23 protein-coding genes are annotated in these 22,786 nt (G+C 42.7%); 11 read left to right on the top strand and 12 right to left on the bottom strand.

Annotation, left to right across the window (positions count from 1 at the left end):
- Positions 1-228 precede the first annotated feature (228 nt).
- From NAF19_RS08420 to NAF19_RS08410, 3 genes are read left to right on the top strand one after another with little or no spacing between them, the layout of a single operon-like run.
- Positions 229-2,142, top strand: coding sequence for an AMP-dependent synthetase/ligase (locus NAF19_RS08420; RefSeq protein WP_252789484.1), 1,914 nt, complete (start codon positions 229-231; stop codon positions 2,140-2,142).
- 10 nt (positions 2,143-2,152) lie between these two features.
- Positions 2,153-2,578, top strand: coding sequence for an SMI1/KNR4 family protein (locus NAF19_RS08415; RefSeq protein ID WP_252789482.1), 426 nt, complete (start codon positions 2,153-2,155; stop codon positions 2,576-2,578).
- A 27-nt stretch (positions 2,579-2,605) separates the two neighbouring features.
- The gene (locus NAF19_RS08410; protein WP_252789481.1) at positions 2,606-3,331 is read left to right on the top strand and encodes a CPBP family glutamic-type intramembrane protease; all 726 of its coding nucleotides are present in this window, start codon (positions 2,606-2,608) and stop codon (positions 3,329-3,331) included.
- Position 3,332: 1 nt separating this feature from the next.
- Here the strand turns inward: NAF19_RS08410 and NAF19_RS08405 are convergent, their stop codons facing one another.
- The 3 genes from NAF19_RS08405 to NAF19_RS08395 form a co-directional block, all read right to left on the bottom strand.
- Entirely contained in the window at positions 3,333-4,004 is a 672-nt protein-coding gene (locus NAF19_RS08405; RefSeq protein WP_252789479.1) for an SDR family NAD(P)-dependent oxidoreductase, read from the bottom strand.
- A 107-nt stretch (positions 4,005-4,111) separates the two neighbouring features.
- Positions 4,112-5,002: a helix-turn-helix domain-containing protein gene (locus NAF19_RS08400; protein WP_252789477.1), complete on the bottom strand. Its 891-nt coding sequence runs from the start codon at positions 5,000-5,002 to the stop codon at positions 4,112-4,114.
- 3 nt (positions 5,003-5,005) lie between these two features.
- The gene (locus tag NAF19_RS08395; RefSeq protein WP_252789476.1) at positions 5,006-5,689 is read right to left on the bottom strand and encodes an HAD family hydrolase; all 684 of its coding nucleotides are present in this window, start codon (positions 5,687-5,689) and stop codon (positions 5,006-5,008) included.
- A gap of 165 nt (positions 5,690-5,854) precedes the next feature.
- Here NAF19_RS08395 and lysS point away from each other — a divergent pair, with 165 nt between their 5' ends.
- Positions 5,855-7,576, top strand: coding sequence for a lysine--tRNA ligase (gene lysS, locus NAF19_RS08390; protein ID WP_252789474.1), 1,722 nt, complete (start codon positions 5,855-5,857; stop codon positions 7,574-7,576).
- A 56-nt stretch (positions 7,577-7,632) separates the two neighbouring features.
- Here lysS and NAF19_RS08385 read toward each other — a convergent pair whose 3' ends face one another.
- On the bottom strand, positions 7,633-9,600 hold the full coding sequence (locus tag NAF19_RS08385) for a sialate O-acetylesterase (RefSeq protein WP_252789472.1): 1,968 nt from the start codon (positions 9,598-9,600) through the stop codon (positions 7,633-7,635).
- A gap of 135 nt (positions 9,601-9,735) precedes the next feature.
- On the opposite strand from NAF19_RS08385, the gene NAF19_RS08380 reads away from it, so the two are divergent.
- Complete coding sequence (locus NAF19_RS08380) at positions 9,736-9,993, top strand: hypothetical protein (protein ID WP_252789470.1); 258 nt, start codon at positions 9,736-9,738, stop codon at positions 9,991-9,993.
- A 120-nt stretch (positions 9,994-10,113) separates the two neighbouring features.
- Positions 10,114-10,329, top strand: coding sequence for a hypothetical protein (locus tag NAF19_RS08375; RefSeq protein ID WP_252789468.1), 216 nt, complete (start codon positions 10,114-10,116; stop codon positions 10,327-10,329).
- Positions 10,330-10,385: 56 nt separating this feature from the next.
- Here NAF19_RS08375 and NAF19_RS08370 read toward each other — a convergent pair whose 3' ends face one another.
- Positions 10,386-10,934 (bottom strand): tetratricopeptide repeat protein, encoded by a 549-nt coding sequence (locus NAF19_RS08370; protein WP_252789467.1) that lies wholly within the window; start codon positions 10,932-10,934, stop codon positions 10,386-10,388.
- Positions 10,935-11,010: 76 nt separating this feature from the next.
- On the opposite strand from NAF19_RS08370, the gene ung reads away from it, so the two are divergent.
- The gene (gene ung, locus NAF19_RS08365; RefSeq protein ID WP_252789466.1) at positions 11,011-11,691 is read left to right on the top strand and encodes a uracil-DNA glycosylase; all 681 of its coding nucleotides are present in this window, start codon (positions 11,011-11,013) and stop codon (positions 11,689-11,691) included.
- A 66-nt stretch (positions 11,692-11,757) separates the two neighbouring features.
- Here the strand turns inward: ung and NAF19_RS08360 are convergent, their stop codons facing one another.
- Complete coding sequence (locus NAF19_RS08360; RefSeq protein ID WP_252789463.1) at positions 11,758-12,228, bottom strand: Lrp/AsnC family transcriptional regulator; 471 nt, start codon at positions 12,226-12,228, stop codon at positions 11,758-11,760.
- 129 nt (positions 12,229-12,357) lie between these two features.
- Here NAF19_RS08360 and NAF19_RS08355 point away from each other — a divergent pair, with 129 nt between their 5' ends.
- Genes NAF19_RS08355 through smpB form a run of 3 tightly spaced genes read left to right on the top strand, consistent with a single transcriptional unit; the run spans position 12,358 to position 15,385 of the window.
- Positions 12,358-13,008, top strand: coding sequence for a metal-dependent transcriptional regulator (locus NAF19_RS08355; protein WP_252789462.1), 651 nt, complete (start codon positions 12,358-12,360; stop codon positions 13,006-13,008).
- On the top strand, positions 13,005-14,918 hold the full coding sequence (locus tag NAF19_RS08350; RefSeq protein ID WP_252789461.1) for an Nramp family divalent metal transporter: 1,914 nt from the start codon (positions 13,005-13,007) through the stop codon (positions 14,916-14,918). The genes NAF19_RS08355 and NAF19_RS08350 overlap by 4 nt, the downstream gene beginning before the upstream one ends.
- Positions 14,919-14,935: 17 nt before the next feature.
- Positions 14,936-15,385: an SsrA-binding protein SmpB gene (gene smpB / locus NAF19_RS08345; RefSeq protein WP_252789459.1), complete on the top strand. Its 450-nt coding sequence runs from the start codon at positions 14,936-14,938 to the stop codon at positions 15,383-15,385.
- A 112-nt stretch (positions 15,386-15,497) separates the two neighbouring features.
- On the opposite strand, the gene NAF19_RS08340 is transcribed toward smpB, so the two are convergent.
- From NAF19_RS08340 to NAF19_RS08315, 6 genes are all read right to left on the bottom strand, one after another.
- Positions 15,498-16,154 (bottom strand): protein-L-isoaspartate(D-aspartate) O-methyltransferase, encoded by a 657-nt coding sequence (locus NAF19_RS08340; RefSeq protein WP_252789458.1) that lies wholly within the window; start codon positions 16,152-16,154, stop codon positions 15,498-15,500.
- A gap of 87 nt (positions 16,155-16,241) precedes the next feature.
- Positions 16,242-16,646: a GxxExxY protein gene (locus NAF19_RS08335; protein ID WP_252789456.1), complete on the bottom strand. Its 405-nt coding sequence runs from the start codon at positions 16,644-16,646 to the stop codon at positions 16,242-16,244.
- Between the two features lie 68 nt (positions 16,647-16,714).
- Positions 16,715-17,185: an OsmC family protein gene (locus NAF19_RS08330; RefSeq protein ID WP_252789454.1), complete on the bottom strand. Its 471-nt coding sequence runs from the start codon at positions 17,183-17,185 to the stop codon at positions 16,715-16,717.
- Between the two features lie 59 nt (positions 17,186-17,244).
- Positions 17,245-18,015, bottom strand: coding sequence for an AraC family transcriptional regulator (locus NAF19_RS08325; protein WP_252789453.1), 771 nt, complete (start codon positions 18,013-18,015; stop codon positions 17,245-17,247).
- 7 nt (positions 18,016-18,022) lie between these two features.
- Entirely contained in the window at positions 18,023-20,509 is a 2,487-nt protein-coding gene (gene priA, locus NAF19_RS08320) for a replication restart helicase PriA (protein WP_252789451.1), read from the bottom strand.
- Positions 20,510-20,514: 5 nt separating this feature from the next.
- Positions 20,515-20,901 (bottom strand): DUF423 domain-containing protein, encoded by a 387-nt coding sequence (locus NAF19_RS08315; RefSeq protein WP_252789448.1) that lies wholly within the window; start codon positions 20,899-20,901, stop codon positions 20,515-20,517.
- A gap of 215 nt (positions 20,902-21,116) precedes the next feature.
- Here NAF19_RS08315 and NAF19_RS08310 point away from each other — a divergent pair, with 215 nt between their 5' ends.
- Positions 21,117-22,709 (top strand): hypothetical protein, encoded by a 1,593-nt coding sequence (locus NAF19_RS08310; RefSeq protein ID WP_252789446.1) that lies wholly within the window; start codon positions 21,117-21,119, stop codon positions 22,707-22,709.
- Positions 22,710-22,786: the final 77 nt, after the last annotated feature.

Below are 22,786 nucleotides of genomic sequence, written 5' to 3'. Positions count from 1 at the left end.
CCTGGCTAATTTGTAAATCAACCTAAAACAACCTGTTTAGCAGGCCGGATTTTTGGTAATCCTGATTTTATATGTGGTTAAAGTAATTATGCCATAAATGTAGTTTAAAAAATCAAAATCCCAATCAAATCCTGAAAATCCTTTCAATCCTCTAATCGTGTTAAAATATTCTTCAATCTGTGAAATCATTTAATAGATTTGTTATCATTATAAACCCTTTTTATACGAATGAACACGGCCGCTGAACAATCAACTATCCCCAGCCTCATCCGCAATATTGTAAAAAACATCCATCCCGATACTGAAACCTTTATGAGCCACAAAGTTGGCGATGTATGGGTGGAGATCAGCTACCGGCAGGCGCTTGAGAAGATAGATGCCATTTCGGCCTGGTTACTAAGCATCGGCATAAAAAAAGGCGACAGGCTGGCCCTGATAGTTGAAAACGGCCCCGATTACGTTTATTACGACCAGGCGCTGCAGCAAATAGGCGCCGTAAATACCTCCATCTACCCTACCCTCTCAGAAACGGATATAGAGTATATTTTAAATGACTCCGGTGCACGGACGATTATTGTCGGCAACCCTTTCCTATTACGGAAAATTGTTCGGATAGCCAATAACTGCCCCAACTTAATACGGGTAATACCGACATTTGACGATTTCGAAAAATCGGTAGCCAAGCTAACGCTCAACGCAGGGGTTATTGGCTTCAAACAAGTGATTGAGGAAGGTTTAACGTTGGTTGATAGTTATACAAGAGCGATTAACGGTGCCCGGGAAAGCATTTTACCGTCTGATTTATCGTGCCTTATTTATACTTCGGGCACAACCGGCACGCCAAAAGGTGTGATGCTTACCCATTATAACCTTACCGAAAATGCCAGGGTAAGCTTAATACAAATTCCGATTATTGAAACCGCAGATATCTTCTTGTCGTTTTTGCCACTATCGCATGTATTTGAACGTACCGCAACTTACCATGTTTGCCTTTTTACTGGCAGCCGGATAGCCTTTGCGCAAAGCCTCGACCTGCTTGCAAAAAACATGGCCGAAGTTAGGCCCACCATAATGAACTGCGTGCCCCGCTTACTGGAGCGCATACACGACAAGGCCATGAAAAACGGCACCAGCGCAGGCGGCGTAAAATCGAAAATATTTTTGTGGGCCCTTAAAGTAGGCCGCGAGGTTAGGTTAAAAAAGGAAGCCGGTAAAACTCCGGGCCTGATATTGAGCAGCCAGCATGCACTCGCCGAAAAATTGGTATTCAGTAAAATAAAGGAGAAGACCGGCGGCAGATTAAAAATCATGCTGTCTGGCGGCGGCGCTCTGCCTAAAAATATCGGTGAGTTTTTTGGCGATTTAGGAATCAAAATACTGGAAGGCTTTGGGCTGACAGAAACAGCGCCGGTAATGTCAGTTACCGAGGATCACCGTATAATTTACGGTACAGTTGGACGTATTATTCCTGGTATTGAGGTGGCCATACAAAACGTGGATACCAAACAAATTTATACCATACAAACACACGATACTTTTAAAGAAGATTTCCAATCGGAAGAAGGTGAGATAATTGTGCGTGGGCATTGTGTGATGAAGGGCTATTGGAACAAACCAGAAGAAACTGCGACAGTTATTGATGCGGATGGCTGGTTCCATACTGGCGATATTGGCCGGTATTTCAGGGGCAACCTGCAAATAACCGACAGGTTGAAGAACATGCTGGTAAATGCCTATGGTAAAAACATATACCCCACACCTGTTGAAAACACCTATTTAAAAAGCCCCAAAATTGAACAGTTATTTTTAATTGGCGATAAACGCGAGTACATTACCGCCATAATTGTACCGGCGAAGGAAACCCTGCAGGAAGTTTTTAAACTAAGCAATGAATTTTTTGAAAAGCCGGACGTATTTATCGATGACAAAGAAATTGTAGAATGGATTGGCCAGGATATCAAAAAATTCTCGAACGAACTGGCAAAATTTGAGCGAATAAAAAACTTTCGGGTAAAACGCAAACCTTTCAGCATTGAGGATGGCGAAATAACCCCCACCATGAAAGCCAAGCGCAAAGTAATCGAAAAGAAATATGCGAAGGATATTGATGATTTGTATTTAGGGGAGACGGAAGCAGATTGACATGTTGAAAATGGATACATTGGGGCAATTATTAATCGACAATCGCTTTAATTTCAAAGAGGTAACCCCATGTGGTATTTGCAGTGAAATTGAAGACCTGATAAAATTCAAATTGCCCGAAGATTATAGGTATTACCTGGAAAACTTTGAGCCCTTTGACGACTTTATTGGGAATGAGTTTTTGCGCCTTTTAGATCCAGATGCTTTAATGGATTACAATTTAAACTACGGAATATTTGAATCTATGCCCGATGTTATTGGTATTGGCAATAATGGGAGCAGTGAATTTATAGCTATCGAATTTCTTGAAGGCAATAAGTACAGAATAGTGTTATCGCCTTTAATAGACTTGGATAAAGAGTACAATATCGCCATTGGTTCATCATTTACAGATTTTATCCAAAGACTGGCAAATGGTGAAAGATGGTTTAAATAACTAAATCGGATCATTAATCCTTACATTGTGCTTAAAGAGTTATTAACCGTTGGCCAGTTTCCCGAACTTTCGTTATCACCACAAACTGTTGGTGAGCGCTTAGCAACCCTTTTCAAAACCTACGGCTTGCTTTTCCTCGCATTATTTTTAGTCGCACCACTTATTGTACTTGCTGACCATTTTGTTGTGCATACACTACATGCAAAAACGATTAGCAATGCAGGGCGTGACGGCATGAAACATTTCTTTCAAAAAATGGGTTATTGGCGGGCTGTGGTTTACATCGCCCTCATCGGCCCCTTGTTGGAAGAAGTTGTTTTCCGGCTCCCATTATCCTTAAAAAAACGGCATATTGCGCTGGCTTGCTCGGTTGCTGTATTTTTATTTACAGGCGCTATTTTTCATAATCTCACTCAAATTAAAGGTTTAAACCTGGCCTTGCAGCTGAGCACATGCGTATTGATTTATACGGCTGGTATGTTGTTTGTGCCGGCAGGCCTCTCCATTAGCGATCACCGCTTCCGTAAGCAGTTAATTATCCTATCCATGTGCTTATTTGGCTTAATGCACATTGGCAACTACATACCCATTCAATGGCCGCTGATATGGATTTACCCCATATACGTATTGCCGCAGCTTTTAATGGGCTGGGCAATAACGTTTATCCGTTTTAAAAATGGTTTTTGGTGGGGATATGCGTTGCATTGTATAATTAACTGTGTATCGCTTTTGCTTACCGCAGGGCGGATGTAATTTACCAGGGGCTAACACCTGTTTCAGGATTATTATCCACACTATAAAACATACCGCTTGGCCCGTCGGCATCCAGGACGGCAAATTTTACTACATCGGCAGCTGCATCGGTTACATTCCGGGGGCCGCTATGGTGATTAAAGTCTGTTGCGGTATAACCAGGGTCTACCACATTCACTTTAAAGGCGGTATCTTTTAACTCATAGGCTAACACAACGGTATAAGCGTTCAATGCTGTTTTCGAAGGCCCGTATGCGGCTCCCTTCACCTTATAGTATTGCCACGCCGGATCGTTATGCAAGGTTAACGATGCCAGGCCCGAAGTTACATTTACAATCCGCGGTTCAGGCGATTTCCTAAGCAAATCAATAAAAGCCTGTGTAACCTGTATAGTCCCGAAAAAATTGGTGTCAAAAACTTGGCGTATGGTTGCGATAGAAGTTGAGTGAGTATCCTGCGGAAAGCCGCCGCTGATGCCTGCGTTATTTATCAGCACGTCCAACTCACCGATATTTTTCCGCGCTTCGGCTATCGACTGAGAGTTGCTAATATCAATCTGTATTGCCTTTACATTGGCCGACTGCAGTTGCTTTGCCGTTGCTTCGCCTTTTTCCAAATCGCGGCTGCCTAAATAAACATAATATCCTAAAGCAAATAGGCGTTTCGAAGCCAATACTTTTATTGGCGCCTGTTATCAATACTTTTTTCATTGTTTCCTTTTGTTTTGAATAGGACAAAGGTATGGACAGGCGGCTTCCTAAAACTTCACTCAGGCAGGCATTAATGGTACATTTCGCGGTTTTGTTTGCGGTAATGCATAGGCGTTTCGGCAATAAGCCTTTTAAAAAAGCGGTTAAAATAAGATGCATCCTCAAAACCAAGCTGCCAGGCAATTTCCTTTATCGAGAGGTCGGTATGAAATAACAGCCTTTGCGCCTCAAGCACCACCCGCTCGTGAATAAGTTCGATAGCAGTTTTGCCGCTTTGTTGTTTTATAACCTCGCCCAGGTGGCCTGCAGAAATATTAAGCTGATCGGCATAAGCGGCTACATCATGCAATTCGGTATACTGTTCATCAATCAGCTGCCTGAAGTTCTTCAGTAGCATGCGGTCGGCCGATGGTTCTTCGCTTTTAAACTGTTCGTTATATAACCGGCTCAAATAAATCAATAATACACGCAAATAGCCCAGCAACATACCATTAAGCCAATTCTTTTTTTCAGCATATTCAGCCTGCATTTTGTTCATCACGTCTTCGATAAACGCTATGTTTTCTGCGGTTAGGTTAAGCTCGTGACCGCTAAGCTGGTTTTTGATAATCGGCAGTTGTTTCAGCGAAGCGTTTTCCTCCATTGCCAAAAATTCATCTGTAAAACATAAAATCTTCCCGACTGATGATTTGGATCTTTCTTTCAAATGAATTTGGTGCGGCACTGTAAAATAAAACGAGTCCGGCTTTAAGGTATAAGGCACCATATCAATCCAATGCCGGCTGCTACCTTGCCTCACCAGCGCCAAAAAATAAAAATCCTTGCGGTGAGGACTTAAGAACAACTCAAACTGCTGAGGATATTGCCCGTTCATATCAATTATCTCAAACAAACTGTTGCCAACCAGGCTGGTGTCTTTTAATGAATATGATGGAATCGCTGTTTCGGTTAGTTGACTCATCGGCTATAAAAATTCAAGAATATCTTTAATGCTAACAACACTTTTAAACTTTTCGTCCTCAATGCTATGCTCAATTTGCTCGTGCGCCCAGGTAATATGATAAGGCACATGCACGCCGTAACCGCCAACATTCAGCACCGGTAAAATGTCGCTTTTTAATGAGTTGCCCACCATCATCAGTTCACCGGGTTTAATATCAAGGTGGCGAATGAGTTTCAGGTAGTTGGCATCGTCTTTTTCCGACATGATTTCGATATGGTGAAAATAATGCGACAAACCCGATTTTTTTAGCTTGCGCTCCTGGTCGAGCAGATCGCCTTTGGTAGCCACTACCAACCTGTATTTCCCCTTTAAAGCTTTAAGCACATCCTCAACACCCTCGAGCAACTCTATCGGCTGGTTAAGCATTTGTTTTCCCAAATCCAGTATCTGCCCAACAAATTCGCTGGTGATAGTATTATTTGTAACCCGCAGCGCAGTTTCTATCATCGACAGTATAAAACCTTTTATTCCGTATCCATAGAGGGTGAGATTTTCAATCTCGGTTTTAAGTAACTCACGCTCCAGTTCGTGCTGCGACGCAAACCCGCCAAGCAATTCGTAAAACTGCTCTTCAGTATGCCTGAAATAGGGTTCATTTACCCAAAGTGTATCATCGGCATCAAATGCAATTACTTTTAAATTCATAAAGGCAAAGATATGTTGGTATGGAAGATTTGACAACTTTTTAAAAGTTGTCAAATCTAAATCTGCACTAACAGGTTCTGTCGATCTAAAATATCCGGCCTCAAATCTCGCATCTTCCTTCTCCTTTTGCCTCAAAAACGCTATTTTTGCAGCTTTATTAAAAATATGAGCACTGCCCTATCCGAACAGGAAATTGAACGCCGTAAATCGTTACAGAAATTGCGCGACTTAGGAATAAACCCTTATCCCGCAGAAGAATATAAAGTAACTGCTTTTGCGCAGGATATACACGATAACTTTGTACGCTTCCCGGACCATTATAAAAAGGTTACCCTTGCCGGCCGTATCATGACGCGCCGCATTATGGGCAATGCCTCCTTTGCCGAATTGCAGGACACAACAGGAAGATTACAGATATACCTTAAACGGGATGATATTTGCCCTGGTGAAGATAAAACCATGTACAACACGGTTTTCAAAAACCTAATGGACCTTGGGGACTATATAGGTGTAAAGGGTTTTGTCTTTACCACTCAAACCGGCGAAATTTCTGTTCACGTACAAGAACTGGTTTTGCTTTCGAAATCACTGAAGCCGTTGCCGGTGGTTAAACGTGGGGAAGACGGACAGGTTCATGATGCCTTTACCGACCCTGAATTGCGCTACAGGATGCGCTATGTTGATTTAACCGTTAACCCTGAGTACAGGCAGATATTCATAAAGCGTTCGAAAGTAATCAGCAGCATGCGTGAGTACTTTAACAAACAAGGCTGGATGGAAGTGGAAACTCCAATATTACAGCCTGTGCACGGCGGCGCAGCGGCCCGCCCGTTTAATACGCACCACAACACACTGGATATGCCATTATATTTGCGCATAGCTAACGAATTATATTTAAAGCGATTGATAGTTGCCGGTTTCGACGGTGTTTATGAGTTTGGTAAAATGTTCCGTAACGAGGGCATGGACCGTACCCATAACCCTGAATTTACCAGCATGGAAATATACGTGGCATACAAGGATTATAACTGGATGATGGCCATGGTTGAGGAGTGCCTGGAAATTGTTGCCCGCACGGTTACCGGCATCCCGGTAGTGCAGGTGGGCGCCAACGAGATAAACTTTGCTGGCCCATACGAGAAATTGTCGATGTATGATTCGATCCTGAAATATACCGGGATTGATGTATCGGGCATGGACGAAGCCGGTTTACGTGAAACATGTAAAGAACTTGGTATCGAAGTAAACGACACCATGGGAAAAGGGAAGCTTGTTGATGAGATATTTAGCGCAAAGGTAGAGCACAATCTTATACAGCCGACTTATATTACCGACTACCCGATCGAAATGACGCCGCTTGCCAAAAAGCACCGCAGCAAACCAGGATTGGTTGAGCGTTTCGAACTATTTGTAAATGGCAAGGAAATTGCCAACGCGTATTCGGAATTAAACGACGCCATTGACCAGCGCGAACGCCTGGAAGAACAACTGGTATTAGCCGGTCGCGGTGATGATGAAGCCATGGCTATGGATGATGACTTTTTGCGTGCGCTTGAATACGGTATGCCGCCAACGTCTGGCCTGGGTATAGGTATCGACCGTTTGGTTATGCTGATGACCAATCAGAGCACCATACAGGAAGTACTATTCTTCCCGCAAATGCGCCCTGAGAAAAAAGCAAAAACTGTTACTGCCGATGACTTTATTCATATTGGCGTACCTGCTGAGTGGGTGCCCGTATTGAATAAAATGGGCATTAATACATTGGAAGATTTAAAAGCAGCCAACCCCAACAAGGTATTTAACGACCTTGGCGGCATGCGCAAAAAATTAAAACTGGATATTACCATGCCCGATAAGGAATTAGTAATGGCCTGGTTTGCATAAAAACATTTTGTTTCTACATTAAAAAAGGGATATCGAACAATTTCGATACCCCTTTTTTATTCAAACTTATGCCCAACCGTAATCCCATCCCAACTATCCGACCGAAACGGGCTCACCGGGAAACCTTGTATACTGAATAAATTAGCGTCAAGGGGAGCATTTGTCCAGCCATAGCGTACGGCAACCGGGTTGGGTACAGCACTGCACCATACTTTTACTTTGTTCTTATCAGTTATCACTGCCTGTGCGTAATAAAATTTGTGGTCGGCGCCGGCAAGTTCAAAGCCTTTTACATAGCCGTAAATATCTTTTGCCATTAAACCATTTTCAGCGTGGTTGAAATTCACCATTGCATAGCCATTGCTGAAATCAGCTGATGTAAACAGCGGGCTTTGGAAAAACCCTTGTTGGTGATAAACCTGTGTTAGCGCTGTAGCCGCCAGGCGGTAACCAACATCTGCTTTATCTTTCGGGTGGATATTAAATGCATCGCCGATATCGGTGGTAATGGCAACACCCGTATTTGGCAACTGCAATGCCATATTTTGCGCCTCGCGCAGTTCAGCCCAATTACTGCCGAAATTACTGCTTTGCGAGGTGCCGAAAGCCGAAATCTGCACGAACAAAAACGGCAGCTGCTCCTTCCATTTGGCGCGCCAATCGTTAATCAGCATCGGGAAAACAGTGCGGTATTGGTAAGCCCTGTCGGCGTTTGATTCACCCTGGTACCAGATTACACCGGCAATTGCGTAAGGGATCAACGGGTTAATCATGGCGTTATACAGCGAAAACGCGCTGTTATTTGGCAGAAAATCAAAATGGTAAGGTTTGCTTAAATCGGGCATTACGTGCCAGTTGCCATCGGCCAAATTAACTGTGGTATCCGCAAAGCGGATATTCAGATCATTGGCCCCGGTGCCGTTTAGCCCGATCCCAAACCACGATGGATTTTTCTGTGCCGATTGCAAATTTATCAGCAGGCTGTTCAACCCACCTTTCCAGGTACCGGCTGGTACGGTAAATAGGGTATTACCGGGCGTGCCGTCTTTACTTAATAACTTTCCATTTATATAAACCGCCATATCGGCATCTGTTTGCCCAAGCGACAGTGTCGAGCTAACCGACGAATAAGAACTATCCAACCCCAAGGTACGCTGCATAAAGCCCTGCCCGCGATACGAGTATAGTTTACCATTCCATTCCCAAGCGCCGGGTACGTAGCCATGCTGCCAGCTATCAAAAAAATTGGCAGGTTTACCAGCAAGTTCCAACGGTATGTAATTTACAACCGGACCATTATGGTAAGCCCAGGCCTTTAATTGCTTATCGGCGCGAAGTTTCAATTCGTCTGCATTATGCGGCAGGTTTGGCACAATCGCCGTAAACTCCGGCGAAGCGGCCATACTTTCACGGCTTATCCAATCTTCGGCCTCCGTGCCACCCCAACTACTGCTGATAAGGCCGATTGTTACATGCAGGTTTTGGGCCAATTGTTTCGCATAAAAATACCCCACAGCAGTAAAATCACCTACCGTATTTGCAGATGCCAATACCCATTCGCCGCCTGCAACTTCTTTTTCAGGGGTCAGGCTTAGTTTATCCTGCACATGAAATTGGCGGACAGGCATCTTATCCGCCACCTTTTGTTCGGCTTTGTACCCGTATGCGTTCTTTAACTGGAACTCCATATTTGATTGGCCTGAACAAAGCCAGACCTCACCAAGCATTACATCAGAATATGAGATTAGTTCTTTACCAGAAGCTACATTCATTACGTAAGGCCCTCCTTCCTTCATGGGTGGGAGGGTTAAACTCCAGCTTCCGTTATCATCGGCCTTTGTTGCCACCATCTGGCCGTTGATGATAACCGTAACCCGTGCTTTTTTATCACTATGGCCCCAAACCGGGATGTTATGATTGCGCTGCAACACCATGTGGTTGCCAAATAATTTGGAGGTCGATAACTGCGCATAACAGGCAGTAGCGGCAAACAAAGCCGTAAAAACAATAGCTAAAAATTTCATAAAAAATAAATTATAGGGACATTGGGCAGGTAAATATAACGATTATAGAAAGAATAGAAATGTTGCTGTTCACAGTGGAACATAAGGAACAGGGTGGAACAGCAAATAGTCGCGCCCGATTGCTAAAAAGCATGTTTGCGTAACGTACACGTGATTTTTACTATATCTGCAACGGTAAAAAATGCGAAAAGTACTGACAAAATGGTGTCAGCACTTTACCCTGCCATGGTCATCAACCAGGGCGCAAACGAAACAATCAATACCACCGTCTCAAAAAACAGAATTGTACAAAAAGTCATCCATTTCCGGCAAAATACATCAAAGCGTTACAGCGGCGGGGTAAAAACAGCATTCCAAAAAGGACTATTTTTAACAAATTATTATAAAACTTAAACTTAATAACCTTAAGTTAACATAGCTTATTAACAATTCTTTAATAAAAGGATAATTTAAATAGAACTTTGGCATTTATTATGTTGATTACTTTTATCATGCAAAATAATCCGTAAAAAAATGACTAACTCAATATTAGAAATAACCGAAAATGAATACCTGATAAAACTAAACAGGAGCAACTTTAACCTGTCGTTTATCCGCAGCTTGTTAAAAATGGTTGAAGTAGCTAACCCAACTGAGGAACACAGTTATGGCACTCCCGACAGGCACTATGCTACTAATCAAAATCATTCGTCCGAGCCTGATTATTTCAGCTCGATTGAGGAAAAATAAAAACGCCCCGAAATTTCGGGGCGTTTTTAAATATTTTTTATTCCTTAGCCTTATTACTAAAATTGGCGATATCCGCCTCGTACTACTTGTTTATCCATCTGTCCCATTTGCGCCTTCATCATCTTTATCTGGTCGGCAAGCAACTTGTTCTTATCATCCTTTGCTGCTTCTTCCAAATAGCGTTTTGCCTCAGGCTTATTGCGCTTAGCCATAGCTATGCCAGCCAGGCTCAATTTGGCCAGTGCGGTATTGTGCGACATTTTCATACCCAGCGATAGCGCCTTCTTAAAATATTTTTCAGATTTTAAAGGCGCCTTGCGCGACTCTATTAAGCCGATCAGCAAATTATAATAACCCCATTGCTTTTTATTCAGCTGTTTTTCGTAATCAGTCACTTTCAACAGCCACTCTTCAGCTTTTTCCGATTTTTCTTTACGCAAAAACCATTGCGCAATAATCATGTTTTCGTTAAAAAAGTAGCTAAGCAACACAAATCCGCCTAAAAACAACACCAATATTCCCCATCCCCAAAAACCAAAAACACACAGTGCTATGGCAGCACCCATTATCCCGCAGGCAATAATTAACCTTACTATGTTCGACATCTTATTTTGTAAACTATAAATTAGCACGCAAATATCCGTTAATTTGTACGCTTAAGCAACATCTATATTAATATTTATGGCAGCAAATCTTGAGCCCGGCTGGCTTAACCTTTTACACGATGAATTTGACAAGCCCTACATGGCCGAACTTAAAAAATTCCTGCAAAGAGAGCGGGATGCCGGTTATAGAACTTACCCAAAAAACGCGGATATTTTTAACGCTTTTAACACCACTCCGCCCGATGCAGTTAAAGTTGTTATTTTAGGACAAGACCCCTATCACGGCGAACACCAGGCGCATGGCTTATCATTTTCGGTACAAAAAGGTATTGTGCCTCCGCCATCATTGCGAAACATTTACAAGGAACTTGAAACAGATATCCCCGGCTTTAAAGTCCCCAATCACGGCGATTTAACCGGCTGGGCCAAACAAGGTGTGCTGCTGCTCAACGCCACGCTAACTGTTAGGGCCAACACCGCCGGCTCGCATCAGAAAAAAGGCTGGGAAAATTTCACAGATACCGTAATTAAAAAACTATCCGACGAAAAAACCGGCCTGATATTTATCCTTTGGGGCAGTTACGCGCAGGCTAAAGCACAGTTAATTGATACCCAAAAACATCATATCATAAAATCTGTGCACCCATCGCCGCTTTCGGCCTACGGCGGTTTTTTTGGATCGAAACCGTTTTCAAAAGTGAATGCTATATTGGAAAAAGAGGGGAAGGCGCCGATTGACTGGCAGGTGGCCCCCTAGCCCCCTAAAGGGGGAACGTTATTGACAATCTCTCGATTTGTGCTCCCCCTTTAGGGGGCCGGGGGGCTAATACTCCAGCGGCACTATTGGCTCCTTTTTACTGGTCGACATAATCATCATGGTTTGGAATGTTTTTACCACGGTAATGCGGCTTATTTTTTCCATAATGAGTTGCTCGTACGATTTTATATCGCGCACATAAACCTTCAATAAAAAGTCGCACTGGCCGGTTACGTGGTGGCACTCGGTAATTTCTTTTATAGTTTGTATCTCGTCCAAAAATGTTTGGATGGTGTTTTTCTGGTGAAAATCAAGCGATATCTGTATAAAGGTTTTAATGCCCAGGCCCAGCTTCTCCTCGTCAACCAATGCATGGTAACTCTTTATATATTCGGCATTCTCAAGCTTACGCACACGCTCCAAAGTTGGCGCGGGCGACAGCCCTATCTCGTTTGACAATTGCAGGTTGGTTATCCTTCCGTTTGCCTGCAATATCTTTAATATTTGCAGATCTGTTTTATCTAATTCGGTACCCATATTACATGCAAATATATAATTTTAGTTAATTCACAAAATAAAATTCTTAAAAAAACAGCTTTAACCGAAATAAATTCTTTTTTAATAAAATATTTAGGTTTGTCTAAATTTTTTATTAGATTTGTATAAATGAATACTTTAGCCGAGGAGAACTACCTTAAATCCATTTATCACCTGTCGCTTAATGCCGAAAGTGTAAGTACAAACCAGATGGCGGCGTTGCTGAATACCAAGGCATCGTCGGTAACGGATATGCTTAAAAAGCTTGCCGAAAAGGAATTGATTAACTATACACCTTACCAGGGTGTTACGCTTACTGCCCCAGGCGAGAAAATAGCCATCAACATTATTCGCAAGCACCGGCTATGGGAGTTTTTTTTGGTAGAGAAATTAAACTTTAAGTGGGATGAAGTGCACGAAATGGCCGAAGAGATGGAGCACATCTCGTCAAATGAATTGATAGACCGCCTGGATAAATTTATGGGTTTTCCCAAATACGACCCGCATGGCGACCCGATTCCAGATTGCGACGGCAAATTTAAAACGCACGATTTAAAACCAGTTTCGGCAATTGATGTTAATGCTGGCGGGGTGATTTGCGGGGTTCGCGACCACTCCCCTGCCTTTTTGCAATACCTCGAAAAGCAGGGGTTGACTATAGGAAAACAAATTTGTGTAACTGATATTATTGAATTCGACCGCTCGATGGTGTTAAAGATGGAAAACAAAACGGTACAAATAAGCCGCGAAGTAGCAAACAATTTATTGATAACCTTATGAGTAGCGACAGCCATTCGTTAGCTAACGTGCATAGCTCTATAAACCCCGAAGGCAAAACAGGCTGGAAAAAGGTGCTGGCATTTTTAGGGCCCGCCTACCTGGTAAGTGTAGGCTACATGGACCCGGGCAACTGGGCAACTGATATTGCCGGTGGTAGTGCTTTCGGATATAAGTTGATTTGGGTGTTGTTTGCATCAAACCTTATCGCCTTGCTGCTGCAATCGTTAAGTGCGCGACTGGGCATAGTACGCGGGCTTGATTTGGCGCAGGCTTCAAAAAATGCCTATCCAAGGTTTGTAAACTTCTGCTTGTATATTCTCGCACAAGTAGCCATCATCGCCTGCGATTTAGCCGAGATTATCGGTATGGCCATCGGCTTGCAATTGCTGTTCCATCTACCGCTGCTTTGGGGCGTATCATTAACAATCACCGATACTGTGCTGATGCTATTTTTGATGAACAAGGGCATGCGTAAGCTGGAAGTGTTTATCATGTCGATGATATTTATAATCGGCGCTGCCTTTTTGGTTGAAATGTTTATTGTGGGGCCCGATGTTGCAGGTATTGCAAAAGGCTTTATCCCAACCAACCTGTTTAAAGGCGACAAGATTAGCCAAAGCATGTTATACATCGCCATAGGGATAATTGGTGCTACGGTTATGCCCCACAACCTTTATTTGCACTCGTCACTGGTGCAAACACGGCAAATAAACAGGACCGACGCCGGTATTAAATCTTCTATCAAATTCAACCTGTTTGATACTGTTATCGCCCTTAACCTCGCATTTTTTGTAAATGCCGCTATCCTAATACTGGCGTCGGCTGCATTTTTTAAGAACGGCTACTTTAAAGTTGCTGAAATACAGGATGCATACAAATTGCTCGAACATATTTTTGGAAAGATTGCCCCCACCCTTTTTGCTATTGCGCTCATTGCATCAGGCCAAAGTTCAACCATTACGGGCACACTCGCCGGGCAGATAATAATGGAAGGCCATATCAACCTCCGTATTGAACCCTGGTTGCGCCGTTTGTTAACCCGCGTGCTGGCTATTGTGCCGGCAGTATTTACCATTGTCTATTTCGGCGAAAGTGGCCTGGGCAGCCTGATAATTTTAAGCCAGGTGGTATTGAGTTTGCAATTGGGTTTTGCTGTTATCCCGCTGATTCACTTTACGTCAAACCGTAAGCGGATGGGCAAATTTGCGATCAGTCTGAAAGTAAAAGTGTTGGCCTGGGCAAGTGCTATTTTGATAGTAGCATTAAACGCAAAACTAGTGGTCGATCAAATTGGTGACTGGATAGGAGAATTTCCCTCAGCAGCAGTTTGGATATACGCTTTGGTAACACCATTGGTAATAGGGATAGGCCTGTTGTTGCTGTATGTATTCTTTAGGCCGATATTGTACAAGCATAACGACGAGCCTTCCAGTGTACCGCACGGACTGGCATCTAAAATTACCGATCTGGCACCCATTGTTTATCACAACATAGCAGTCACCATCGATTTCTCCAATAATGATACCGAATGCATCCGCAATGCGATAATGCAGGGCGGAAAAAGAGCGAAATATACGCTGATACACGTTGTTGAGACAGCTGGCGCCCGCTATTACGGCGGCCAGGTGATGGACCACGAAACCCAAAGCGATTTGGATAACCTGGAGATATACATTAAAACTCTAGCCGACCTTGGCTACCATGCCAAACCACATATCGGCTTCGGCAGCGCAGCCAGCGAAATAGCCAAATTCGTCAATAATAATAAAGTTGATTTTATAGTAATGGGTTCGCATGGGCATAAGGCTTTGAAAGATTTAATTTTCGGCACAACGGTAAATTCGGTGCGCCATAAGGTTAACGTACCTGTGCTGGTTGTTAAACCACCCAAAGTTTCATCATTGAAATAATTTGCATATTTGCAGTGATGAACCAGGATATCTACATAAAGAATAAAAAAGCCTATTTTGAGTACCACATACTTGACAAATACACCGCGGGTATAAAGTTACTCGGCACCGAAATTAAATCTATCCGCGATGGAAAGGCGAACATTAACGATGCTTTTTGCACTTTTATAGATAACCAACTGTACGTACGCAACCTGCACATTGCCGAATATAGCTTTGGATCGTTTTACAATCACGAAGCCAAACGCGACCGTATTTTACTCCTCAACAAAAAAGAGCTCAAAAAACTCCAAACCCGCGGCGAAGAAAAAGGCTTAACCATAGTGCCACTTGCCCTCTTCATCAGCGACCGGGGCTTTGCCAAATTAGAAATCGGCCTGGCCCAGGGTAAAAAGACTTTCGATAAACGCGAAACGCTGAAAGAACGGGATACTAAAGTGGAAATGGATAGAGCGATGAAAAGGTAGAGCCCCCCAGCCCCCTAAAGGGGGAGTTTTTGATTAGCGTGGCTGACATTAACAAAGTTTACTTGTAAAAGCGATATTCGTTCCCCCTTTTAGGGGGTTAGGGGGCCACCGCCTACCAGGCCTTATCCCCTACCAGCGGCACAAACCTGAAGGTATCCAGCACAATCTTTTCATAATCGTGCTCGGCAACTTTTAGCACGGTAACCATTTTCTGCGATTTCTCATCGCCTACGGGGATTACCAGTATGCCGCCGATATTCAATTGTTTTAACAACACGTCGGGAACGGTTGGTGCGCCGGCCGTGACGATTATTTTATCGTAAGGCGCATGTTTGGCAATTCCAATGGAGCCATCACCCACAAAAAAGTTTGCTTTGTAACCAATGTGTGGCAATACCTGCCTGGTATGATTGTACAATTTTTCCTGTCGCTCTATAGTATAGACTTTTGCGCCAAGTTCTAACAGTACACAAGTTTGATAACCGCTGCCGGTACCAATCTCCAGCACTTTATCGCCTTTATTTATGTGCAATAGCTGGCTTTGGTAGGCAACAGTATAAGGCTGCGATATGGTTTGTCCTTCGCCTATTGGGAAGGCAATATCTTTATAAGCCTGATTCCAGAAAGTTTCATCGAAAAAGTAATGGCGTTTAACGTTACCGATTGCCTGCAGCACGTTTTCATCATCAATTCCTTTTTTCTTTAATTCTTCAACCAGCTTTTTGCGGGCACCTTTCTCGCGATAATTGTCGATATACTTGTAGGCCATTTCGACGCTAAGTTAACACGATTTAAGGATTTTTAGGATTTACAGGATGCAGGGTTTATAATTGGTTTATTTTCAGATTTATTTTCTTTACACAATCGGGTTTTCACCTGGTGTCACGAGCTTTTTATTGTAGACTCTTTTAAATTCTAAGCTTGGCCCGCCGAAATTTATAAGCAGGCCGTCGGCTATGCGATGCACTTCAAGGTAGTTTATGGCTTGATTTTTATGTATATTTTCCACTTGTGGACGAGCTTTTAATTCCAGCATCAACACATTAGCGACAAAAAAGTCAACCCTCCTTGAGCCAATCAATTCACCATCATAAAAAATAGAGAATTCCCTTTCCTGTTCGAAAGGTAATCCTGCCTTTCTCATTTCGATTGCCAGAGCTTTTTGGTAAATAACTTCCAGGAAACCACTTCCGAGTACATTGTGCACTTTCATTGCACACCCGATAATTTTGTGGGTCAATTCGTTGGTATCGTTTGTCATTAATAAGGTTTAAAAGATATCGCGAAAACTAAGAAAATTATCGTGTTTCAACTAATCCTGTAAATCTTTTAATCCTTAAATCGTGTTATCGGACTATGCAGTATCGGGAAATTTACCGAGTTAGCAATAAAACACATCCTATTAGCTTCATGATGTAATTCATTAGCCTTTTCAATCATCGACTCATTGCTTACGGTAACCTTAGGATAAAGAGTCACCTCTTTAAAATACCCGCTGCCATCGGCGGCTTCAATCATAACACCTGTTGCCTGGTCGATGTATTCAACTACAATAACCCCATTTACGCTGCATAAATGCAGGTACCAGAGCATGTGGCACGATGAAACCGAGGCCAGTAGCAATTCTTCGGGGTTATACCTGGTTTTATCGCCGCGAAATGAGGGATCGGACGAGGCGGGGATTTCCGGTTTACCTTCAACTTTAACAATATGACTGCGCTGGTACTCGCGGTAGCCGGCCGTGCCTTTGCCTTCGTTGCCCGTCCACGTGATAGTGGCTTTATAATTATGCTCGCTCATAAATAAAAATATTTACACAAAGGTATCGTGCAGAAAAAAGAAAATCTTGTAAAAGAATGCTATTTAACCAAATGTGCCGGGGTCAGGGCATACATCTTTTTAAACTGTTTATGAAAATGACTATGGTCGAAAAAGCCCGACTCAAGCGAAGTAGCAACGGGTTTAATACCTTCGCGCAAAAGTTCGCGACTGCGTTCCATCCTGCATTGCTGAATATAAGCGTTCACGGTAAGCCCGGTTGCTAATTTGAATACTCGCTGAAAATGAAAATGACTGATATTACATGCATCAGCCAGTTGGGCAATTGTTAACTTTTCATCGATATGCTGATGGATATAAAGTACGGCTGCTTCAACTCTGTCGTTTAAAACCAGGCTTCCGGTTTTATGCTCAAGGCCGGTCAGTAATTCACCGGTGATTTTTTTAGTAATGGTGATGTAAGCAGCTTCACGCCCTACCGTTTTGAGTTTTTCATATAATGCGCCTATTGGTCGATAACCTTTGGCGCTCACCGACTTATCAAAATATGTAAAACGCTTAACGTCTTCTTTTAAATTAAAGAGCCGCACAGGCAAAAACATCACCCGGTAATTACAATCAATATCATTTAGCACGCCATTGTAGTGGGCAGCAAAAGCGTTTATTATAAAAACCTGCCCTGCGTTAACCACAACCTCGTCGTCCCGGAAAACATACTTCATGGCACCTGAATCAATAATAATCACCGTATAGGTATCGTGAAAATGCCATGGGTAAATATGGGAAGAAAGTGCTCCTTCAAAAATTTCGGAATCAAATATCTTGCGATAGCTTACCTGTTCCTTTTTCATACCTGCATCAATACGGATCGACGTCTGGCTGAACGACGCTGCCTTTGCTTAGTTTGGTTGTTTGAAACTGGGTTATCACATCCCTGACAATAGTTTTTGCTTTGTTAATGGATACCGCATCCTTTTCAAACTTAAGCATAATGGTTTTTATGTAGTAGTTCCGTATCCGGCTCACCAGCGGCGATTCAGGCCCTATCACTCTATCATCGAACTGTTTGCGCAGTTCGTTGGCCAGGTAAATGGCCTGGTTATTCACAATCTCAGGGTCCTTATGCTTAATATCTAAGTTGATGATGCGGTAAAACGGCGGGTATTTAAAACTGCGGCGCTCTTCCATTTCGGTAAAATAAAGATCTTTATAATCGTTTTCAATTACCTGCTTTATCACGCGGTGGCTTGGGTCGTACGTTTGTATTACAACCTTGCCCTGTTTGCCGCGGCGGCCGGCACGGCCACTCACCTGTGCCAGCATCTGGTAGCTGCGTTCGTTTGCGCGATAGTCCGGGAATTTCAGCAAGCTATCGGCGTTGATGATACCAATAACGGTAACGTCCGAAAAATCTAAACCCTTGGCCACCATTTGTGTTCCCACGAGTATGTCAATCTTTTTTTCCTCCAGGTTATTCAATATGGTTTGTAGCGAGTTACGCGAGCGGGTGGTATCCAAATCCATACGCTGTATGCGCGCTTCAGGCAAAATCATCAGCAATTCGTCCTCCACTTTTTCGGTGCCAAAACCTTTGTATTCCAAATGAGTCGAACCACATGCCGGGCAAATATTAGGAGCATCGTCCTTGTAGCCGCAATAATGGCAATGCAGCTTGCCGCTGCTTTTATGGTAGGTAAGGCTAACATCACAGTTGATGCACTTAGGTGTATAGGCGCATATTTTACACATCAGCAACGGCGCATATCCGCGGCGGTTTTGAAACAGGATAACCTGCTCCTTTTTTTCGAGCGCGGCGTTAATGTCAGCCATTAACACGCTGGTAAAGTGCGATTGTATGGTCTTTTGTTTGGTTTCTACCGCTATACTTACCACCTCAATTTCGGGCAGCTTTACGCCGCCATATCTTTCGGTTAGTTCAACCAGGCCGTACTTTTTTATCCTTGCGTTATAATAACTTTCAAACGATGGCGTGGCGGACCCCAGCAACACCTTGCCTTTGTGCATATTGGCCAAAAAGATAGCCGCGTCGCGGGCATTGTAGCGCGGCGCCGGGTCAAATTGCTTGTACGACGTTTCGTGCTCTTCGTCAACAATTATCAGCCCCAAATCAACAAAAGGCAAAAACACCGCCGACCGTGCACCAAGCAGTACCTTGTATTCGCCAATGATAACCTTTTGCCAAACCTCCACCCGCTCGTTATCATTAAACCGGGAATGATAAATACCGATGCTGGCCCCAAAGTAAACCCGCAGTCGTTCAATAATGTGGGTAGTCAGTGCTATCTCCGGCAATAAATACAACACCTGGCGGCCCGAGTTTATCATTTCCTCAATCAGCCTGATGTATATCTGCGTTTTACCCGATGAGGTTACCCCGTGCAGCAGCACTACGTCCATCTGTTTAAAATGGTCTTTAACTTCAATAAGGGCAGTATTTTGCTGTTCGCTCAGTTCGAAGTTGCTGTAAAGCTCGTCTTCCTCAAAAAACAGGCGGCTTACATTTTTCTCTTCAATAAAAAAAACATCCTTCTCTTCCAGCGATTTAATGCTGGCAGCCCCTGCACCACTTTCTTCAATCAGTTCGTTTTTTGTTATGCTTTTTTGATGACGGGCGAGTTTGATATAAGCCAGTAGCGCATCAGCCTGTTTGGGTGCTCGTTTCTCTAAAATACCGAATAAGTCTCTCAAATTGTCCTGATTTTGATAAACCGGGTTCAAAGTGATAAAGCTCCGGGTACGCGGTTTGTATCGTTCGCTAACTTCTTCGGAAATATGTATAATGTTTTTCTCAAACAACGATTTCAATATCGGCATCACTGTTTTTTGGCCCAGCAGTTTTGCGATATCGCTTACAGTTAATTCGGGCTGTATATCAAGCGCCTCCACAATCAGATACTCTTTATCATGCAGCTCGGTGCGGTCGACTTCAAACTCCTTGTTCAGTACAATTTTTGTTTCGCTGGCCAGTTTTAATGCCGACGGCAGGGCTGCGTTCATCACTTCGCCCAGCGTGCACATATAATAATCCGACATCCAGTACCAAAACTTCAACTGTTCAGCAGTTACAACCGGACGATCGTCTAATATTTCTATAACATACTTCGCCTGGTATTTTTCGGGCGCCAGTTTGCCTATTGACGCTATTATTGCTGTATAAAGCTTGCTTTTGCCGAATTGAACCACTGCTCTTTTGCCTACCGCAACAGCATCGTTCATTTCGTAAGGCACACGATAGGTATAGTTTTTTGCGATAGCCAAAGGCAAAATCACCTCAACAAAAAGTGTTTCACGGTCGGTAAACTGGGCTTCGGCAAACTCTAACATTTAAATTATTTGTTTTTTGAGGCAGCTACAGCCATGGTAATCCATCCGCCGATAAAAAGCACTCCGCCAATCGGGGTCACCGGGCCAATTACGTTCAGCCATTCCCAGCCAATTAACTCGCGTGCAGCAAGGAGATATAAAGAGCCTGAAAATAATATTATACCCACCGAAAACAGATAGTAACAATCTTTTATTAAACGGGTTTGGTACCGGCTAAGCCCTGCCAGGCCCAGCAAAGCAAATACATGGTAAAATTGGTATTGCACAGCTGTATCCCACACATGCAAATCCTGTGGCTTTAATTTTCCCTGCAAAGCGTGAGCACCAAATGCCCCGGCTATTACTGCAATGGCCCCAAATATTGAGGCCGTAATAAATATTTTCTTCTTCATGCCTTATTAAACAGCTAAGTTAATCAGAATGGATGGAAAAAGTTGTAATGGCTGTTAGAAGTTGTAGTTGTTGTAAAGGTTGCCGTTGTTATAGTTTTAACGTTTTCAACTATTACAACATTTACAACCCTTCCAACTTAACCCAATGTTTAAACGTTTATAACTACTGCAACCTTTGCCAACTGTTAATACATACATTTGCACAGCAAGGCGCAATGAAAAAGCAAATAATTATTACCCTAATTTTATTGGCGGCTACTGCGTATGTAACGGTTGTTTATTTTAAAAATTTAAACCCGCCTGGCAGTCGCACCAGCCAGGTTATGCATTTGATTCCCGATGATGCATCGTTGATTTTTGAATTTAATAACGAGAAGGGGTTCTATGATATTTTCAAGGGCAGTAAGTTATTTGCAGCAATAATAGGGGAGCAAAAACTGGGGCAATTGGATACTTTAAGACAAGTCCTGCTCCAAAACACCACCTTAAGCCCGTATTTCACAGCACAAAACATATTTGTCTCCCTGCATCTTTCAAAAACCGACGGGATTGATTTGTTACTCACGATGGCTCCGTCAGTTAAGTTTGAGACTTCGGTATTTGACGAACTGTCCAAACAACCACACAACGGGCTATTGATAACGCCAATCCGTGCCGCCGGAAGGTCGGGCTATAATATCTATACAAGCGCCCTTAAAAAACGTTTTTATATCATTAATAAAGGCGATAATATTTTTTCCGGCAGCTTTTCGAAAGATTTGATTGACCAAAGCGCCTCGCATAAAAACAAAGCGGGTGCACAAACTTTTGTTTTATTAGCCGAGCAGCAAAGGAATAATTCGTTAGCCAATTTGTACATAAATTACAACCAGTTTCCCGCTTTATTTGAACAGCTTTTTAAAAACCGAAACACCGACATTTTTAAAAATTTCAAACAATTACCTGCGCTAGCCGCTTTAAGCTTAAACTACCGCAGCGATGCCATTATGTTTAATGGATCAACAAAAGTTCAAAACAATGGCCCGTCGAGTTATTTAAACCTGTTTACAAACCAACAGCCTGTAGTTAATCATTTAAACGAGATCTTTCCTTCTACAACTGCCTACAGTACTAATTTTTCGGTATCAAACCCAATATTATTTGGCGCCACACTTTACGACTGGCAAACCAAAACAGGCCTTGCAGCCGAAAGGGATAAGCTTTTCAACAAGATAAAAACTGAAACGGCTATCAGGATAAAAACCGATTTTGATAATTTGCTGGGTAACGAGTTTGCAATTGTTACAACCCGTTATTTCGAAAAGTTTGCAATCATATCAGTAAAAGATGGCTCGAAGCTTAAATTAGTTCTTACCGCTTTAAGCACCACGAATAACGAAACGACAGGCATGTTGAGTTACGAAAAATTACCGTTTTTTCTATTGGGTGATGCCTTCAGTATTTTCAAAAGGCCGTATTTTATGGTGATTGATAATTACCTGGTGCTTGCAAACAGTAATGTCGAACTGCAAAGCTTTTCGGATATATACATCAACCGCAAATTTTTAAGTAAAAACGGACAGTACAACGAGTTTAATAACTTGCTGGCCGCTCAAAGTAACGTTGCATTTTTTATGCATTTTAAAAACGCGGAACCAATTTTTGAGCGTGACATGAATACAAGTTTTTACGATGATTTTAAATCGCTAGGTCCCGGCTGGAAAGACTTTTATGCGGCCTCGTTCCAGTTCACGACGGTTGACAAAAATTTTAATACTAATTTTTGTATGCGGCTAAGTACTGATACTGTCAGTAATAAGTTAAAATAGACATTGTTTAATACAACAATACATTTTCATTTCCGTTAAAAAGGCTTAATTATTAATATTATTTTTAATAGTGAGTT

This window comes from Mucilaginibacter flavidus (assembly GCF_024055575.1).
GTDB lineage: Bacteria > Bacteroidota > Bacteroidia > Sphingobacteriales > Sphingobacteriaceae > Mucilaginibacter > Mucilaginibacter flavidus.
Note: the sequence above shows the minus strand (reverse complement) of the source record. Positions and strands in the feature narration are given on the sequence as shown.

Bases quoted from the DNA above. Each gene is read 5' to 3' on its own strand.
- NAF19_RS08420 (WP_252789484.1), top strand. From the start codon at position 229: ATGAACACGGCCGCTGAACAATCAACTATCCCCAGCCTCATCCGCAAT.
- NAF19_RS08415 (WP_252789482.1), top strand. From the start codon at position 2,153: ATGGATACATTGGGGCAATTATTAATCGACAATCGCTTTAATTTCAAA.
- NAF19_RS08400 (WP_252789477.1), bottom strand. From the start codon at position 5,002: ATGAGTCAACTAACCGAAACAGCGATTCCATCATATTCATTAAAAGAC.
- NAF19_RS08395 (WP_252789476.1), bottom strand. From the start codon at position 5,689: ATGAATTTAAAAGTAATTGCATTTGATGCCGATGATACACTTTGGGTA.
- lysS (WP_252789474.1), top strand. From the start codon at position 5,855: ATGAGCACTGCCCTATCCGAACAGGAAATTGAACGCCGTAAATCGTTA.
- NAF19_RS08385 (WP_252789472.1), bottom strand. From the start codon at position 9,600: ATGAAATTTTTAGCTATTGTTTTTACGGCTTTGTTTGCCGCTACTGCC.
- NAF19_RS08375 (WP_252789468.1), top strand. From the start codon at position 10,114: ATGACTAACTCAATATTAGAAATAACCGAAAATGAATACCTGATAAAA.
- NAF19_RS08370 (WP_252789467.1), bottom strand. From the start codon at position 10,934: ATGTCGAACATAGTAAGGTTAATTATTGCCTGCGGGATAATGGGTGCT.
- ung (WP_252789466.1), top strand. From the start codon at position 11,011: ATGGCAGCAAATCTTGAGCCCGGCTGGCTTAACCTTTTACACGATGAA.
- NAF19_RS08360 (WP_252789463.1), bottom strand. From the start codon at position 12,228: ATGGGTACCGAATTAGATAAAACAGATCTGCAAATATTAAAGATATTG.
- NAF19_RS08355 (WP_252789462.1), top strand. From the start codon at position 12,358: ATGAATACTTTAGCCGAGGAGAACTACCTTAAATCCATTTATCACCTG.
- NAF19_RS08350 (WP_252789461.1), top strand. From the start codon at position 13,005: ATGAGTAGCGACAGCCATTCGTTAGCTAACGTGCATAGCTCTATAAAC.
- smpB (WP_252789459.1), top strand. From the start codon at position 14,936: ATGAACCAGGATATCTACATAAAGAATAAAAAAGCCTATTTTGAGTAC.
- NAF19_RS08340 (WP_252789458.1), bottom strand. From the start codon at position 16,154: ATGGCCTACAAGTATATCGACAATTATCGCGAGAAAGGTGCCCGCAAA.
- NAF19_RS08335 (WP_252789456.1), bottom strand. From the start codon at position 16,646: ATGACAAACGATACCAACGAATTGACCCACAAAATTATCGGGTGTGCA.
- NAF19_RS08330 (WP_252789454.1), bottom strand. From the start codon at position 17,185: ATGAGCGAGCATAATTATAAAGCCACTATCACGTGGACGGGCAACGAA.
- NAF19_RS08325 (WP_252789453.1), bottom strand. From the start codon at position 18,015: ATGAAAAAGGAACAGGTAAGCTATCGCAAGATATTTGATTCCGAAATT.
- priA (WP_252789451.1), bottom strand. From the start codon at position 20,509: ATGTTAGAGTTTGCCGAAGCCCAGTTTACCGACCGTGAAACACTTTTT.
- NAF19_RS08315 (WP_252789448.1), bottom strand. From the start codon at position 20,901: ATGAAGAAGAAAATATTTATTACGGCCTCAATATTTGGGGCCATTGCA.
- NAF19_RS08310 (WP_252789446.1), top strand. From the start codon at position 21,117: ATGAAAAAGCAAATAATTATTACCCTAATTTTATTGGCGGCTACTGCG.